Origin of the sequence: Microbacterium sp. VKM Ac-2923 (assembly GCF_022815605.1) — a bacterium.
Classification (GTDB): Bacteria; Actinomycetota; Actinomycetes; order Actinomycetales; family Microbacteriaceae; genus Microbacterium.
In genome coordinates this window covers 175,945-192,508 of record NZ_JALGRP010000005.1, presented here as the reverse complement: position 1 = coordinate 192,508, position 16,564 = coordinate 175,945, and the positions used below count along the sequence as shown (strand labels likewise).

The 16,564-nt window shown below is 70.2% G+C and carries 15 protein-coding genes; all 15 read left to right on the top strand.

The genetic code is table 11. From position 1 onward, the window contains the following. Nucleotides 1–22 precede the first annotated feature (22 nt). The 15 genes from rplT to argH all read left to right on the top strand — a co-directional run bounded on the left by rplT (nt 23) and on the right by argH (nt 16,551). Entirely contained in the window at nt 23–406 is a 384-nt protein-coding gene (gene rplT, locus MT347_RS10535) for a 50S ribosomal protein L20 (protein WP_055957776.1), read from the top strand. Nucleotides 407–508: 102 nt separating this feature from the next. Next, on the top strand, nt 509–1,306 hold the full coding sequence (locus MT347_RS10530) for an RNA methyltransferase (RefSeq protein WP_243500872.1): 798 nt from the start codon (nt 509–511) through the stop codon (nt 1,304–1,306). A 75-nt stretch (nt 1,307–1,381) separates the two neighbouring features. Continuing rightward, the gene (locus MT347_RS10525; protein WP_374206527.1) at nt 1,382–2,158 is read left to right on the top strand and encodes an amino acid ABC transporter ATP-binding protein; all 777 of its coding nucleotides are present in this window, start codon (nt 1,382–1,384) and stop codon (nt 2,156–2,158) included. A 136-nt stretch (nt 2,159–2,294) separates the two neighbouring features. Then, nucleotides 2,295–3,197 carry a glutamate ABC transporter substrate-binding protein gene (locus MT347_RS10520; RefSeq protein ID WP_243500870.1) on the top strand — a complete coding sequence of 301 codons (903 nt, stop codon included), beginning with the start codon at nt 2,295–2,297 and terminating at the stop codon, nt 3,195–3,197. Between the two features lie 63 nt (nt 3,198–3,260). Further along, nucleotides 3,261–3,917 (top strand): amino acid ABC transporter permease, encoded by a 657-nt coding sequence (locus tag MT347_RS10515; protein ID WP_243500868.1) that lies wholly within the window; start codon nt 3,261–3,263, stop codon nt 3,915–3,917. Further along, nucleotides 3,914–4,810, top strand: coding sequence for an amino acid ABC transporter permease (locus MT347_RS10510; protein ID WP_243500866.1), 897 nt, complete (start codon nt 3,914–3,916; stop codon nt 4,808–4,810). Before MT347_RS10515 ends, MT347_RS10510 begins: the two co-directional genes overlap by 4 nt. Before the next feature lie 55 nt (nt 4,811–4,865). After that, the gene (gene pheS, locus MT347_RS10505) at nt 4,866–5,906 is read left to right on the top strand and encodes a phenylalanine--tRNA ligase subunit alpha (RefSeq protein WP_243500864.1); all 1,041 of its coding nucleotides are present in this window, start codon (nt 4,866–4,868) and stop codon (nt 5,904–5,906) included. After that, on the top strand, nt 5,906–8,416 hold the full coding sequence (gene pheT / locus MT347_RS10500; RefSeq protein WP_243500862.1) for a phenylalanine--tRNA ligase subunit beta: 2,511 nt from the start codon (nt 5,906–5,908) through the stop codon (nt 8,414–8,416). The genes pheS and pheT overlap by 1 nt, the downstream gene beginning before the upstream one ends. Nucleotides 8,417–8,699: 283 nt before the next feature. Then, on the top strand, nt 8,700–9,749 hold the full coding sequence (argC, locus tag MT347_RS10495; RefSeq protein ID WP_243500860.1) for an N-acetyl-gamma-glutamyl-phosphate reductase: 1,050 nt from the start codon (nt 8,700–8,702) through the stop codon (nt 9,747–9,749). Beyond that, on the top strand, nt 9,746–10,903 hold the full coding sequence (gene argJ / locus MT347_RS10490) for a bifunctional glutamate N-acetyltransferase/amino-acid acetyltransferase ArgJ (RefSeq protein WP_243500858.1): 1,158 nt from the start codon (nt 9,746–9,748) through the stop codon (nt 10,901–10,903). Before argC ends, argJ begins: the two co-directional genes overlap by 4 nt. Continuing rightward, nucleotides 10,900–11,802 (top strand): acetylglutamate kinase, encoded by a 903-nt coding sequence (gene argB, locus MT347_RS10485; protein ID WP_243500856.1) that lies wholly within the window; start codon nt 10,900–10,902, stop codon nt 11,800–11,802. The genes argJ and argB overlap by 4 nt, the downstream gene beginning before the upstream one ends. After that, complete coding sequence (locus tag MT347_RS10480; protein ID WP_243500853.1) at nt 11,799–13,016, top strand: acetylornithine transaminase; 1,218 nt, start codon at nt 11,799–11,801, stop codon at nt 13,014–13,016. The genes argB and MT347_RS10480 overlap by 4 nt, the downstream gene beginning before the upstream one ends. Then, nucleotides 13,013–13,936, top strand: a complete 924-nt coding sequence (gene argF / locus MT347_RS10475; protein ID WP_243500851.1) for an ornithine carbamoyltransferase — start codon at nt 13,013–13,015, stop codon at nt 13,934–13,936. Before MT347_RS10480 ends, argF begins: the two co-directional genes overlap by 4 nt. A gap of 59 nt (nt 13,937–13,995) precedes the next feature. Then, nucleotides 13,996–15,111, top strand: a complete 1,116-nt coding sequence (locus MT347_RS10470; protein WP_243500849.1) for a heparan-alpha-glucosaminide N-acetyltransferase domain-containing protein — start codon at nt 13,996–13,998, stop codon at nt 15,109–15,111. Nucleotides 15,112–15,120: 9 nt separating this feature from the next. Then, nucleotides 15,121–16,551, top strand: coding sequence for an argininosuccinate lyase (argH, locus tag MT347_RS10465; protein WP_243500847.1), 1,431 nt, complete (start codon nt 15,121–15,123; stop codon nt 16,549–16,551). Nucleotides 16,552–16,564: the final 13 nt, after the last annotated feature.

Here is a 16,564-nt window from a genome sequence, read left to right as displayed (position 1 = left end):
CGCACGTTAGGAAGAAACAGAAATGGCTAGAGTCAAGCGGGCAGTAAACGCCCACAAGAAGCGTCGCGTCATCCTCGAGCGCGCGTCCGGTTACCGCGGTCAGCGTTCGCGCCTGTACCGCAAGGCCAAGGAGCAGGTCACCCACTCCCTGGTCTACGCGTACCGTGACCGTCGCAAGCGCAAGGGCGACTTCCGTCGCCTGTGGATCCAGCGCATCAACGCGGCGTCCCGTCAGAACGGTCTCACGTACAACCGCTTCATCCAGGGCCTCGGCCTCGCGGGTGTGCAGGTCGACCGCCGCATGCTCGCCGAGCTCGCGGTGAACGAGCCGACCGTGTTCGCCTCGCTCGTGCAGACCGCCAAGGCGGCCCTGCCCAGCGACGTCAACGCTCCGAAGTCCGCGTAAGTCGCGCTTCCTGCGAACGGGCGTCCTCTACGGAGGGCGCCCGTTCTGCTGTTCCCGCGCGGCATCCGTGGCCGCATGCCGGGGGAGTCATACACTGAGGGCGTGCTGGAGAACCCTCGCTCGCCGCGAGTACGCGCCGTGGCCAAACTGAGCAAGCGTGCGGCCCGTCAGGAGACCGGACTGTTCCTGCTCGAGGGCCCCCAGGCTGCGCGAGAAGCGCTCGCGTGGGCGCCCGAGACCGTCCTCGAGGTCTACGCCACCCCCACGGCGATGGACAAGCACTCCGATGTGCGCGAAGCGGCGGAACAGGCCGGCGTCGACCTCCAATACACGACGGAAGCGGTGCTGGATGCCATGGCCGACACCGTCACCCCGCAGGGCATCGTCGCGGTGGCCCGGCAGTCGCCGACGGCTTTGAAGGACGTGCTTGCGGCCGGTCCCCGACTCATCGCGATCTGCGAGGAGGTCCGCGACCCGGGCAACCTCGGCACGATCATCCGCGCTGCGGACGCGGCGGGGGCGGATGCCGTCATCCTCACCGGCCGCACCGTCGACCCGTACAACCCGAAGGTCGTGCGCTCGACCACCGGGTCGCTGTTCCACCTGCCGGTCGCGGTCGATCTTGAGCTCGCCGACGTGGTGGAGCGCGTGCACGAGGCCGGGCTGCGCGTGGTCGCCGCCGACGTCGAGGGCGACGATTTCCTGGCATCCCGTGCCGTGCTTGCCGAGCCGACCGCGTGGTTGTTCGGCAACGAGGCCCGGGGTCTCGACGACGAGGCCCTCGCTCGCGCCGACCTCGCGTTGCGACTGCCGATCTATGGCCGCGCCGAGTCGCTCAACCTCGCCACGGCGGCGAGTGTGTGCCTGTACGAGACGGCATTCGCCCAGCGCGCGCGTTGAGGGCGGCTGTTACAGAACGGTTAAGGCGCGCGCCGGAAGGTGGTCGGGGGCGCGTCGCCCTCATAGGGTTGGGGCATGGCATCCGTTCCCCCGACGAGCGCTCACCCGACAGGCTCTGAGCCCCTGGTCGTCGTCTCCGATGTGCAGAAGCACTACGGGCAGTTCCAGGCCCTGAAAGACATCGACCTCACTGTCGACCGCGGCGAGGTCGTCGTGGTCATCGGTCCCTCGGGGTCGGGCAAGTCGACGCTGTGCCGTACCATCAACCGCCTCGAGACCATCACGAGCGGCACGATCACGATCGACGGCAAGGAGCTTCCCAAAGAGGGGAAGGGCCTGGCCGAGCTGCGCGCCGACGTGGGCATGGTCTTCCAGTCGTTCAACCTGTTCGCGCATTTGACCATCCTCGAGAACATCACGCTCGGTCCCCTCAAGGTCCGCAAGATGAAGAAGGCGGATGCCGAGAAGGAGGCGCGCGCGCTCCTGGACCGCGTCGGCGTCGGGCACCAGGCCGACAAGCTCCCCGCTCAGCTCTCCGGCGGTCAGCAGCAGCGCGTGGCCATCGCCCGCGCCCTGGCGATGAAGCCGAAGGTCATGCTCTTCGACGAGCCCACCTCGGCCCTCGACCCCGAGATGATCAACGAGGTGCTCGACGTCATGGTCGGCCTCGCCAAAGACGGCATGACCATGATCGTCGTCACGCACGAGATGGGCTTCGCCCGCAAGGCCGCGAACCGTGTGGTCTTCATGGCCGACGGCCAGATCGTCGAGCAGGCGGCGCCGGAGCAGTTCTTCACCAATCCGCAGTCCGACCGGGCCAAAGACTTCCTGTCGAAGCTCATCACTCACTGACGGTTCCCTGATGACGGCGACGAACGAGGAGGTTCTTCGCCGAGGCGCGAGCATCCGCACCCTTCCCGGGGTGTCCGTCGTGCCGTTCCCCCCGACCCATTCATCCGCACAGCACACGTAACTAAGGAGACATCACATGCGTAAGACACGTTTTCTCGCCGGCGCGGGCATCGTCGCCGCCGGCCTGCTGGCCCTGACGGCCTGCAACAGCGGCACCCCCGGCGCAGCTCCCGGTGCCGAAGGCGACGGAGCAGACACCACGCAGCTGTGGGAGGTGGCCTCCGACGTCTCGCTCGACGGCAGCCCCACCTACGAGCGCATGGTCGCGGCCGACAAGGTCGTCGTCGGCGTCAAGGAAGACCAGCCCGGCCTCGGCTTCAAGGACCCGGTCACCAACGAGCGCGGCGGCTTCGATGTCGAGATCGCGCAGTGGATCGCGGCATCGCTCGGATTCGACGCCGACCAGATCGAGTACAAGACGATCCCCTCGGCCAACCGCGAGCAGGAGCTGGTGAACGGCAACGTCGATTACTACGTCGGCACCTACTCCATCACCGACAAGCGCAAGGCGCAGATCGACTTCGCCGGTCCTTACCTGATCACCGGGCAGGGCCTGCTGGTCGCCGCCGACAACGAAGACATCAACGGCCCCGACGACCTCGCGGGCAAGATCGTGTGCTCGGTGACCGGTTCGACCCCGCTGCAGCGCATCCGCGACGAGTACAGCCCCGGCGACACCGTGGAGTACGACACCTACACGCAGTGCCTCGAGCAGCTGCGCGCGGGATCGGTCGACGCCGTGACCACTGACCAGGCCATCCTCGCCGGGTACGTCGCGCAGGAGCCCGATGCCTTCAAGATCGCCGGCGACACCTTCAGCGAGGAGCGCTACGGCGTCGGCCTCCCCAAGGGCGACACCGTGCTGAAGGACCACATCAACACCCTGTTCAACGACGGTGGCGACGTGTGGACCGCGCTGTTCGACAAGAACCTCGCTCCCTCGGGCATCGAGGGCGAGCAGCCCACCGCCGACGAGTGACCCGTTCAGGGGCGGCGCATTCGCGCCGCCCCTGAATCCCGTCTTCCGAGATAAGGACCACGCATGGGTGTCATCACCGACAACCTCGACATCTGGAGCGAAGCGCTCGTCGGCACGCTCGTGCTCTTCTTCGCCGGCGGCGCGTTGGCGCTCGTCCTCGGCATCATCGTCGGCGCGATGCGCGTCTCCCCGGTGCCCATCGCCCGAGGCGTCGGCACGTTCTACGTCAGCGCCATCCGGAACACCCCGTTGACGCTGGTCTTCTTCGCCTTCGTCTTCGCGCTGCCGCCCCTGCTCGGGCTGCGGCTCACCGGCGACGTGTCGCTCACGCTCGGTATCTGCGCCCTGGGCATCTATACCGCCACCTACGTCGCCGAGGCGATCCGTTCCGGTGTCAACACCGTGCCGGTCGGTCAGGCGGAGGCCGCACGAGCTCTCGGCCTCAGCTTCGGCCAGGTGATGTCGCTCGTCATCCTCCCGCAGGCGTTCCGCTCCGTCATCCCGCCGATGATGAGCGTGTTCATCGCCCTGCTGAAGAACACCACCGTCGCCGCCGGGTTCTCGATCGTGAACCTCGGATCGGTACGCAACTACCTCAGTGAGCGCGGAGAGAACGCGTTCATCGTCATCCTCTGGGTGATGGTCACCTTCGTCGCGCTGGTGCTCCTCCTGTCGTGGCTGCAGCGAACGCTCGAGAATCGATGGAGGGTCGCCCGATGAGCAGCGTCCTGTACGACGTCCCCGGACCGAAGGCGATCGTCCGCAACCGCATCCTCGGGGTGCTGACGATCGTCGTCGTCCTCGCGATCGTCGGCTTCTTCGTCTGGCGCCTCGCCGACACCGGGCAGTTCACCGCCCAGAAGTGGTCGGCCTTCACCTACACCAACGTGTGGACGAGCATCCTCAACGCCACCCTCGCGACGCTCGCGGCTTTCGCGGCGGCGGCGGTCGGGGCATTGGTGCTCGGCTTCGTCCTCGCCATCGGTCGGCTCTCCAACCACAAGTGGGTGCGCTGGCCCTTCACGGCCGTCATCGAGGTCTTCCGCGCGATCCCCGTCCTGGTCTTCATGTTCCTGCTGTACTACGGCTTCCCCGTGATCGGCATCCGCATGGAGCCGTACTGGGCCGTCGTCATCGCCCTCGTCTGCTACAACGGCTCGGTGCTGGCGGAGGTCATCCGTGCGGGCGTGGAGTCGCTGCCGAGCGGACAGGCCGAGGCGGGCTACGCCGTCGGCCTGCGCAAGGCCGGAGTCATGCGTCTGATCCTGCTCCCGCAGGCGATCCGCGCGATGATGCCGGTCATCATCGCCCAGCTCGTCGTGACGCTGAAGGACACGGCGCTCGGCTTCATCATCACTTACCCCGAGTTGCTCTTCTACGCGAAGTACATCGGCGCGCAGCCGAGCGTCGGGTCGCCCATCATCCCGGCCACGATCATCGTCGGTGCGATCTACATCGCGCTCTGCCTGATCCTGTCGTTCGTGGCGACGCTGGTCGAGAAGCGCTTGCGCCGCTCGCCGCGGGGCGACGTCGCCGCTCCCGTGCAGCCGCTCCAGCAGGGTGCCACCGACACCTCGCTGATCGTCGCCCAGCGCGGCGGGTCGGCGATCTGAGTCGGACCACCGACGGGCGGGGGAGTGTCCCCGCCCGTCGGTAGACTCTCATCTCGTGTCCGACGCACCCGAGATCACCCCCGAGGCCGTCGCCTCCGCCGTCGATGCCGCTCTCGCGGCCATCGCCGCGGCCGCGACCACGGCCGAGCTGAAAGCCGCCCGCTCCGCGCACACAGGGGAGCAGTCCGCCCTCGCGCGGCTGAACGCCCAGATGCGCCACGTCGCCCCCGACCAGAAGGCTGCGGTCGGCAAGCTCGTCGGCCAGGCCCGCGGGCGGGTGAACCAGGCGCTCGCCACCCGCGAGGCCGAGGTGGCCCAGGCCGAGACCGCCGCCCAACTCGAGGCCGAACGCATCGACGTGACGGCGCTGCCGCAGCGCGCGCGCGTGGGGGCGCGGCATCCGATCTCGCTCCTGCAGGAGCAGGTGTCGGACATCTTCGTCGGCATGGGGTGGGAGATCGCCGAGGGGCCCGAGCTCGAGCACGAGTGGTTCAACTTCGACGCGCTGAACTTCGACGTCGACCACCCCGCCCGTCAGATGCAGGACACCTTCTTCGTCGACCCGGTCGCCCGCCACCTGGTGCTCCGCACCCACACGAGCCCCGTGCAGGTGCGGTCGATGCTCGAGCGCGACCTGCCCATCTACGTGCTGTGCCCGGGTCGGGTGTACCGCACCGACGAGTTCGACGCGACGCACCTGCCGGTGTTCACGCAGTTCGAGGGTCTGGTCATCGACAAGAACATCACGATGGCGCACCTCAAGGGCACCCTCGACCACGCCGCGCGCGTGCTCTTCGGACCCGAGGCCAAGACGCGCTTCCGTGCCAACTTCTTCCCCTTCACCGAGCCGAGCGCCGAACTCGACCTGTGGCACCCGACCTTCAAGGGCGGGGCGCGCTGGATCGAGTGGGGCGGCTGCGGAATGGTGAACCCCAACGTCCTGCGAGCCGCCGGTATCGACCCCGAGGAGTACTCGGGCTTCGCCTTCGGCATGGGCATCGAGCGCACGCTCATGTTCCGCAGCGACGTGCAAGACATGCGCGACATGGCCGAGGGCGATGTGCGCTTCAGCGAGCAGTTCGGAATGGTGGTCTGATGCGCGTCCCGCTCTCCTGGTTGCGCGAGTACGTCGACGTACCTGTGAAGGCCACGCCCGAAGACGTCCTCGAGGCGTTGGTCTCAGTCGGCTTCGAAGAAGAAGACGTGCACCGCTTCGAGCTGTCCGGCCCCATCGTCGTCGGCGAGGTGAAGGAGTTCATCCCCGAGCCGCAGTCCAACGGCAAGACCATCCGCTGGTGCCAGGTCGACGTCGGTAGCGAGAACGGGGGAGTGCGCGGCGTCGTCTGCGGCGCGGGCAACTTCTTCGCCGGAGACAAGGTCGTGGTGACACTGCCCGGCTCCGTGCTGCCCGGACCCTTCCCCATCGCCGCGCGCAAGACCTACGGGCACGTGTCCGACGGCATGATCGCCTCGGCGAAGGAGCTGGGTCTCGGCAGCGAGCACTCCGGCATCCTGCGCTTGATCGACCTCGGCATCGATGCGCCCGTCGGAACGGATGCCATCGCACTGCTGGGTCTCGACGACCTCGCCGTCGAGATCAACGTCACCCCCGACCGCGGCTACGCCCTGTCGCTGCGCGGAGTCGCTCGTGAGTACTCGCACGCCACCGGCGCCGCCTTCCGCGATCCCGGCACGGGCCACGACGAGGCCGTCTCGCGCACGCCCTCGGGCTTCTCGATCGCGGTCGCCGACGCGGCCCCCATCCGGGGACGTGACGGCGCCACCGAGTTCGTGGCCCGCATCGTGCGCGACGTCGACCCCTCGCGCCCGACGCCGCCGTGGATGATCACGCGGCTGTCGCTGGCCGGCATCCGCTCGCTCGGTGTGCTCATCGACATCACCAACTACGTCATGCTCGAGCTCGGGCAGCCCATCCACGGGTACGACCTCGACCGGCTGCAGGGCGGCATCACCGTGCGCCGCGCCGAGCAGGGCGAGAAGCTCGAGACCCTCGACGGTCAGGTGCGCACGCTCAACGCCGAAGATCTGCTCATCACCGACGACTCGGGTCCCATCGGCCTGGCCGGTGTCATGGGCGGCGGCCCCACCGAGATGAGCGATGCCACGCGCAACGTGCTCATCGAGGCGGCCACCTTCGACCAGGTGTCGATCGCCCGCACCGCGCGGCGGCACAAGCTGCCGTCCGAGGCGTCGCGCCGCTTCGAGCGCGGCGTCGACCCGCTGGTGCCGTACGTCGCCGCCGAGCGCGTGGCCTCGCTGATGGTCGAGCTCGCCGGGGGCACCCTCGACACCGAGCTCGGCGGGTCGCTGTCGTCGACCTACCGGCGCGAGCCGATCACGTTGCCCGCGGGCTTCGTGTCGGGGCTCATCGGGGTCGACTACACCGACGACGAGACCGTGTCGGCCCTGCGTCTCATCGGCTGCGCCGTCGAGCAGCGCGACGCCGGCTGGTCGGTGACCGCGCCGTCCTGGCGCCACGACCTCACCGACAAATGGACGCTCGCCGAAGAGGTGGCCCGCATCGAGGGCTACGACCGCATCCCCTCGGTGCTGCCGACGCCGCCGTCCGGGCGCGGCCTGACCGGTGCCCAGCAGGGCCGCCGTCGCGTGTCGAACGCGCTCGCCTCGGCCGGATTCGTCGAGACGCCGTCGTTCCCCTTCACCACCGAGGAGCAGAACGCGCTGCACGGCTCGCCCTCGGGCGACCGGCTGCCGAGCGTGAAGCTCGCCAACCCGCTCGACGGTCTGGCGCCGTTCCTGCGCCGTTCTCTGGTTCCGGCGCTGCTGCAGGTGGCGCACCGCAACGTCGCCCGCGGCATCGTCGACCTGGCGCTGTTCGAGACCGGCACGGTGTTCCTGCCCAAGCCGGGCGTGCAGTACGGCACGCCGTCCGTGCCGCCGCTGGCCGTGCGCCCGGATGCCGCGACCCTCACCGCCCTCGACGCCTCGATCCCGCCGCAGCGCCGCCACGTCGCCGTGCTGCTCACCGGCCACACCGTGGCGAAGCAGCCCGGACAGGCGGCCGTGGCGGCCGACCTCGCCGACGCGGTCGACGCCGTGCGCGTGCTGGCCGCGGCCGCCGGGCTCGACATCGAGCTCGTGCAGGCGCAGCGCGCGGCCCTGCACCCCGGGCGCACCGCCCGCGTGCTCGCCGCGGGGCACGACATCGGCTACGTCGGCGAGCTGCTGCCGACCGTGTCGGCCGACGCCGACCTGCCGGGCCGGGTGCTCGTCGCCGAGCTCGACCTCGACGCGATGCTCGAGCTGGCGCAGGCGCGTGTGGTCGCGGCATCCCTCTCCGGCTTCCCCGCCGCAACGCAGGACGTCTCGCTCACCGTGCCGCTCGAGGTGGCGGCCGGCGCCGTGCGCGCCGCGCTCCTCGAGGGTGGCGCCCCGCTCCTCGAGGGAGCTCGTCTGGTCGACGACTACCGCGGACCGGGGCTGGCCGAGGGCACGAAGAGCCTCACCTACGCCCTGCGCTTCCGCGCCGCCGACCGCACGTTGACGGCCGCCGAGGCGACGGACGCCAAGCTGGCCGGGGTCGCCGTGGCGGCTGAGCGGTTCGGTGCGGCCATCCGCGACTGACGTGTCCCGTCCGAAGCGCCGCCGACTCTCGTCGTGCGGCGCTTCGGCATTCCCCCCGCCCGCGCCGATTTGCCCGCCCGCCCGCGGGGCGGCTACCCTCACCACATGTCGTCGATCACCGTGCGTACCGAGGAGCTCTCCGTGAGCACCGGTGGCGCGCGTCGACGTCGGGTCACGCGCCGACTCTCGGCGACCTCGTAAACCCGCCGACGGTCGGGCATGCGGGCGTCGCCGCCCCGGTTCACGCTGATTCAGCACACGTCCCGACTCGTAAGGTAGAACAATGACCCTCTCGGTCGCCGTCTCCGGCGCTTCCGGCTATGCGGGCGGCGAGATCCTCCGCCTCCTCGCCGCCCATCCCGACATCGAGGTCCGCACGGTCACCGCGCACTCCAGCGCCGGGCAGCCGTTGCTCGCCCACCAGCCTCACCTGCGCTCGCTCGCCCACCTCGACCTGCAGGCCACGACCCCCGAGGTGCTCGCCGGGCACGACGTGGTGTTCCTCGCCCTGCCGCACGGGCAGTCGGCGCAGTACACCGACGCCCTCGCCGACACGCCGCTGGTGATCGACGCCGGCGCCGACCACCGACTGACCTCGCCCGAGGATTGGGCGGCGTTCTACGGCGGGGACCACCCCGAGCCGTGGGCGTACGGGGTGCCCGAGCTCACCGTCGGCGGTGTTAAGCAGCGGGAGCACCTCCGCGGTGCGACGCGCATCGCGGCCCCGGGATGCAACGCCTCCACCGTCGCCCTCTCGCTCGCCCCGGGGGTTGCCGCGGGCGTGATTGATGCGGGCGACATCGTCTCGGTGCTCGCCGTGGGCCCGAGCGGTGCCGGCAAGGCCGCCAAGACCAACCTGCTCGCCAGCGAGATCCTCGGCACGGCGAACCCGTATGCCGTCGGCGGTACGCATCGTCACATCCCCGAGATCCGTCAGGCCCTCGCTGCCGCGGGGGCGCCGGCCGATGGCATCCGGATCTCGTTCACTCCCGTGCTCGTGCCGATGTCGCGCGGCATTCTGGCCACCTCGACCGCTCCGATCCGCGGCGACGTGACGGATGCCGAGATCCGCGCCGCGTGGGAGGCCGCGTACGCCGACGAGACGTTCGTCGAGCTGTTGCCCGCGGGGGTCTTCCCGCGCACGGCAGACGTGCTGGGGGCCAACGTCGCCTCGCTCGGCCTCGCGATCGACCGCGCGGCGAACCGCGTGATCGTCGTCGCGGCCGTCGACAACCTCGTCAAGGGCACCGCGGGAGCCGCGGTGCAGTCCATGAACATCGCCCTGGGTCTCGCCGAGGCCACCGCCCTTCCCCTGAACGGAGTCGCCCCGTGAGCGTGACCGCCCCCGCCGGATTCGAGGCGGCCGGAGTCGCCGTCGGCCTGAAGTCGACCGGCGCCCGCGACGTCGCCGTCGTCGTCAACCGCGGTCCCCTCAAGGTGGGGGCTGCGGTCTTCACCTCGAACAGGGCGAAGGCCAACCCCATCCTGTGGTCGGAGCAGGTCGTGAAAGACGGCGTCGTCGAGGCCGTCGTGCTCAACTCCGGCGGCGCCAATTGCTTCACCGGCTCCTTCGGATTCCAGACTACGCACCAGACCGCCGAGCGCGCCGCCGACCTCCTCGGAGTCGGCGCGGGCGACGTGGTCGTGTGCTCGACGGGGCTCATCGGAACCGGCGACGAGGTGTTCCGCGCCAAGGTACTCGACGGTGTCGAGAAGGGGGTCGCCGCACTCTCCGCCGATGGCGGCGACGACGCCTCCCTCGCGATCATGACGACCGACTCGAAGCCCAAGCGGGCCGTCCACATCGGCGACGGGTGGGCGATCGGCGGCATGGCCAAGGGCGCCGGCATGCTCGCCCCGGGCCTGGCGACGATGCTCGTCGTCATCACCACCGACGTCGTGCTCGAGCCCTCCGAAGCGGATGCCGCGCTCCGCGCCGCCACGCGGGTGAGCTTCGACCGGCTGGACTCCGACGGGTGCATGTCGACCAACGATCAGGTGACGCTGATGGCGAGCGGGGCGAGCGGCATCCGTGTCGATGTCGAGGAGTTCACGGCGGCCCTCATCGCCGTGTGCGATGACCTCGCCTCGCAGCTCCAGGGCGACGCCGAGGGTGCCAGTCACGACATAACGATCCGGGTGACGAACGCGGCATCCGAGGATGACGCCGTCGAGGTGGGGCGCTCCATCGCCCGCAACAACCTCTTCAAGGCCGCGATCTTCGGCAACGACCCCAACTGGGGGCGTGTGCTCGCGGCCATCGGCACGACCGACGCGGCCTTCGACCCGTACGACGTGGACGTGTGGATGAACGGCGTGCGCGTCTGCACCGCCGGCGGTCCGGACCGCCCCCGCGAAGACGTCGACCTCACCCCCCGCGCGACCGAGCTGGTCCTCGACCTGCGCGTCGGGGAGGCGTCGGCCACCATCCGCACCAACGACCTCACGCACGATTACGTCCACGAGAACAGCGCCTACTCCTCATGACACACATCGACCTCCAAGACACCGATCCCGCCGAGGCCAGTGAGCGGGCGGTCACGCTCGTCGAGTCGCTGCCGTGGGTGCGCAAGTACCGCGATCAGGTCGTCGTCGTGAAGTACGGCGGAAACGCCATGGTCAGCGAGGAACTGCAGGACGCGTTCGCCGCCGACATCGCCTACCTCCGCTACGTGGGCGTCAAGCCCGTCGTCGTGCACGGCGGTGGGCCGCAGATCTCGTCGATGCTGAACCGCCTCGACATCCCCAGCGAATTCCGCGGCGGGTATCGCGTCACCTCCACCGAGGCGATCGGCGTGGTGCGCATGGTGCTCACCGGTCAGATCAACCCGCAGCTGGTGGCCAAGGTGAACGCCCACGGACCCCTCGCGACGGGCCTCAGCGGCGAGGACGCCGGCCTGTTCGGCGGTCGTCGTCGCGGCGTGACGGTCGACGGCGTCGAGCACGACCTCGGGCGTGTCGGTGACGTCGTCACCGTCGACCCGCAGACCGTGCTCGACCATCTCGCCGCGGGTCGCGTGCCGATCGTGTCGAGCATCGCGCCCGACCTCGACAACCCGGGCACATCGTTGAACGTGAACGCGGATGCTGCGGCGGCCGCTCTCGCGACGGCGCTCGACGCCAAGAAGCTCGTCGTGCTGACCGATGTGCCCGGGCTATACGCCGACTGGCCGAACCGGGACTCGCTCGTGTCGCACCTCACCTCGACGGAGCTGCGCGCGATGCTGCCGAAGCTCGAGTCGGGGATGATCCCCAAGATGCAGGCATGCCTCGACGCCGTCGAGGGGGGAGTGCCCAGCGCGGCCATCATCGACGGACGCGTGCCGCACTCGGTGCTCGTCGAATTGTTCACCAGCAAGGGAATCGGAACGGAGGTGGTCGCATGACCACCGCAACCTGGCAGGAAGACGCCGGACGCGACCTCGTCCGCAGCTTCGGCGATCGGATGGCCCTGTTCGTGCGCGGACAGGGTGCCTACGTGTGGGACAGCGACGACACGAAGTACCTCGACTTCCTGGCCGGCATCGCCGTGAACGCCCTCGGTCACGCCCACCCGGTGTTCGTGGAGGCCCTGACCGCACAGGCGTCGACGCTCTCGCACGTGTCGAACTACTTCGCCACGCCCCCGCAGCTGGCAATGGCCGCGCGCCTGAAGCGCCTCGCGGGCACGGGGGAGTCGGGCCGTGTCTACTTCGGCAACTCCGGGGCCGAAGCCAACGAGGCGGCCCTCAAGCTCGCGCGCCTGCAGGGCCGAGGCACCGACCGCACCCGCATCCTCACGCTCAAGGGCGGCTTCCACGGTCGCACGATGGGCGCGCTCGCGCTGACGGGTAAGCCGGCCCTTCAGGCCGACTTCCTGCCCATGGTCCCGGGGGTCGAGCACATCGACGCCACCGTCGAGGCCCTCGAGGCCGCGATGGACGAGCGGGTCGCGGCGCTGCTCGTCGAGCCCATCCAGGGAGAAGCGGGTGTCGTCGAGCTGCCCGAGGGGTACCTGGCGGCTGCGCGCGAGATCACCGAGCGCCACGGCGCGCTGCTGATCGTGGATGAGATCCAGACCGGCGCCGGACGCACCGGTGCCTGGTTCGCCTTCCAGCACGCCGGCATCGTGCCCGACGCCATCACCGTGGCGAAGGGCATCGGCGGCGGCTTCCCCATCGGCGCGCTCATCACGTTCGGCGCGGCCAGCGATCTGTTCTTCCCCGGCACGCACGGCTCCACTTTCGGCGGCAATGCCCTGGGAACGGCCGTCGGCGGTGCCGTGCTCGAAGAGATCGAGTCGGCCGGTCTCGTCGAGAACGCCGCCCGTCGCGAGACTCAGCTGCGCGAGGGTCTCGCCGCGCTCGGCTCGTCGCTCGTCGGCGGTGTGCGCGGCCGGGGCCTACTGCTGGGGATCGGCCTCAGGAGCCCCGTCGCGAAGGCGGTCGTGGCCGCGGCGCAGCAGCATGGCCTCATCGTGAACGCCGCGAACGACGACACGATCCGCATCGCGCCCCCCCTGACGATCGGGGATGCCGAGGTGGCCGAGTTCCTCGACCTGTTCGGCACAGCCCTCGCCACCGTCTCCGATGCCCTCATCCTCGAAGGAGCCCCCGCGTGACCCGCCACCTGCTGCGCGACGACGACCTGACACCGGCCGAGCAGGCCGAGATCCTCGACCTCGCCATCGAGCTGAAGAAGGACCGCTGGGCGCAGAAACCGCTCGCCGGCCCCCAGACCGTCGCGGTGATCTTCGACAAGTCCTCGACCCGCACGCGCGTGTCGTTCGCCGTGGGCATCGCCGATCTGGGCGGCTCGCCGCTAATCATCTCGACGGCCAACAGCCAGCTCGGCGGCAAGGAGACCCCCTCCGACACCGCCCGGGTGCTGGAGCGCCAGGTGGCCGCGATCGTGTGGCGCACCTACGCCCAGGCGGGTCTGGAAGAGATGGCGCGCGGCACCCGCGTGCCGGTCGTCAACGCGTTGAGCGACGACTTCCACCCGTGCCAGCTGCTCGCCGACCTGCTCACAATCCGCGAGCACAAGGGCGACCTGAAGGGCCTGACCCTGTCGTTCTTCGGTGACGGGCAGAGCAACATGGCCCACTCGTACGTGCTCGCCGGCGTGACCGCCGGCATGCATGTGCGCGTCGCCGCACCCGCCGACTACGCACCCCGAGCCGACGTCATCGCCGATGCCGAGCGCATCGCCGCCGAGACCGGGGGATCCATCACCCTCTCGACCGACCCCGACGCCGCGGCATCCGGAGCCGACGTCGTCGTCACCGACACGTGGGTCTCGATGGGCAAAGAAGAAGAGAAGATCGCGCGCATCCGCGACCTGGGCGGCTTCAAGGTCACCAGCGAGCTGATGACGCGCGCGGCCGACGGCGCGATCTTCATCCACTGCCTCCCCGCCGACCGCGGGTACGAGGTCGACGCCGAGGTCATCGACGGTCCGCAGAGCGTGGTGTGGGACGAGGCCGAGAACCGCCTCCACGCCCAGAAGGCGTTGCTGGTGTGGCTTCTGCGCCAGCAGTGACGTCGTCGCCGATCCGTCGCGCCTGGGCCCGTTTCGACGGCCCGGGCCGACTGGTCGGCGTGGATCTCGCGCGCGGCCTCGCCGTGCTGGGCATGCTGGCCGCGCACCTGCTCGACACGGAGCGGCGGCTCAGCCTCGACCCCGAGACGTGGGTCACCCTGGTCAACGGGCGTTCGTCGATCCTCTTCGCCACCCTCGCGGGCGTCTCGATCGCGCTGGTGACCGGCGGGTCCCGCCCGATCGGACCGGAGCGCCGCCCCCGCGCCGGCGCGCGACTGGCGCTGCGCGGAGCGATGCTCTGGGTCATCGGCATGCTGCTGGTGGCCACCGGGGTGCCGGTGTACGTCATCCTGCCGGCGTACGCCCTGCTGTTCGTGCTGGCCCTGCCGTTCCTGGGGATGCGCGCGCGGGGACTGTTCGTCGCCGCGGGGGTGCTCGCGCTCGTGATGCCGTGGATCCAGCCGGTGCTCGACGCGGCGCCCCTCTGGGCGGGGCGCGCCGGTGCGGAGATCGCGGCGGCGGTCGGGTGGAACTATCCGTTCACGGTGTGGATCGCTTTCCTGCTCGCCGGGATGGGGGTCGGACGGCTCGACCTGCGGCGACTGGACGTGCAGGCCGTGCTGGTGACGGCGGGCGGGGCCCTTCTGCTCGCGGGCTACGGCGCGGCGCTCGCCACCGCACCGGCCGTCGCCGGTCGTCCCTATCTGGCGACCGTGCTGACCGCGGAGGATCACTCCTCGGGGCTGTGGGAGGTCATCGGGTCGGGCGGGTTCGCTCTCGCCACGATCGGCGTCTGCCTGCTGCTGTGCCGGACGCCGCTGAGGTGGGTGGCCGTGCCGCTGCGCGCGGTCGGGTCCATGCCCCTCACCGCCTACGTGCTGCAGCTGGTGGTGTGGGCCCTCGTCGCCCTCGCCCTGCTCGGCGATACGGGCGACCTGTCCGGCATCCGTGAGGCGGGGCTGTTCCTCCCGCTCACCCTCGGCCTCGTCGCCGGGTGCACGGTATGGGCGCTGACCCTTGGGCGCGGTCCGTTGGAATGGCTGATCGACTTCGTCGTGCGGCTGGTCGTCGGACGGGATGCCGCTGCCCGCCCGGCCGCGTCGCACATGGGCTCGGATCGCGGCTCGGGCTCGGGCTCCGGCTCCGGCTCCGACGGTGTCGGCGGCCCTCGCTAGGCTGGGAGCATGAGTCACGAGAGCGGTCAGACCACGAACGAGGGCGCCCTGTGGGGGGCCCGATTCTCGGGCGGACCGTCTCCCGAACTGGCGGCGTTGAGCCGCTCGACCCATTTCGACTGGGACCTCGCGCTCTACGACATCGCCGGTTCGCACGCGCACGCCGCCGCCCTCGAGGCCGCGGGCTACCTCACCGCCGACGAGGCGCGGACGATGCACGACGGTCTCGACGAGCTCGCCGCCCGCGTGCGCGACGGCTCGCTCGTCGCGGCTCCCGGCGACGAAGACGTGCACGGCGCCCTCGAGCGGGTGCTCATCGAGACGGTCGGTCCCGCCGTCGGCGGCAAGCTCCGCGCCGGCCGCAGCCGCAACGACCAGATCGCCACCCTCGTGCGGCTCTACCTGCTCGATCACGCCCGCACGCTCACCCGCGAGGTGCTCCGTCTCATCGACGCCCTCGTCGCCCAGGCCGAGGCGCACGAGAGCGCGATCATGCCCGGCCGCACGCACCTGCAGCACGCGCAGCCCGTGCTGCTGGCCCATCACCTGCAGGCATACGGCTGGGCGTTCACGCGCGGCATCGAGCGCTTGCGCGACTGGTCGGTACGCGCCTCGGTCTCGCCCTACGGCGGCGGCGCGCTCGCCGGGGCCACACTCGGCCTCGACCCGCAGCTGGTGGCCGACCACCTGGGACTCGCCCGCCCCGCCGAGAACTCCCTCGACGGCACCGCGTCGCGCGACGTCGTCGCCGAGTTCGCCTTCATCACCGCGATGATCGGCGTCGACCTGTCGCGACTGTCCGAAGACATCATCCTGTGGAACACACGCGAGTTCGGGTTCGTCACGCTCGACGACGCGTATTCGACCGGGTCGAGCATCATGCCGCAGAAGAAGAATCCCGACATCGCCGAGCTCGCTCGCGGCAAGGCGGGGCGTCTCATCGGCAACCTCGCCGGTCTGCTCGCCACCCTCAAGGGGCTCCCGTTGGCCTACAACCGCGACCTGCAAGAAGACAAAGAGCCGGTCTTCGACTCCGTGCGCACCCTGGAGCTCGTCCTGCCCGCATTCTCCGGCATGGTCGCCACGCTGCGGTTCCACACCGACCGCATGGCCGAGCTCGCCCCTCAGGGCTTCTCGCTCGCCACCGACGTGGCCGAGTGGCTCGTGCGTCAGGGCGTCGCGTTCCGTGACGCCCACGAGATCTCGGGTGCTCTCGTGCGGGCATGCGAGGAGCGCGAGATCGGCCTCGAAGACGCCGACGATGCGCTCTTGGCATCCGTGTCGCCCCAGCTCACCCCCGCGGTCCGCGAGGTTCTCACGATCGAAGGTTCGGTCGCCAGCCGCACGGGGGTGGGTGGAACCGCGCCTGATCGGGTGCGAGAGCAGCGCGAAGATCTCGTGGCCCGCGCTCAGTCCGCCGCTCGGGCGTTTGTGTCGTGAATATCAGCCATTC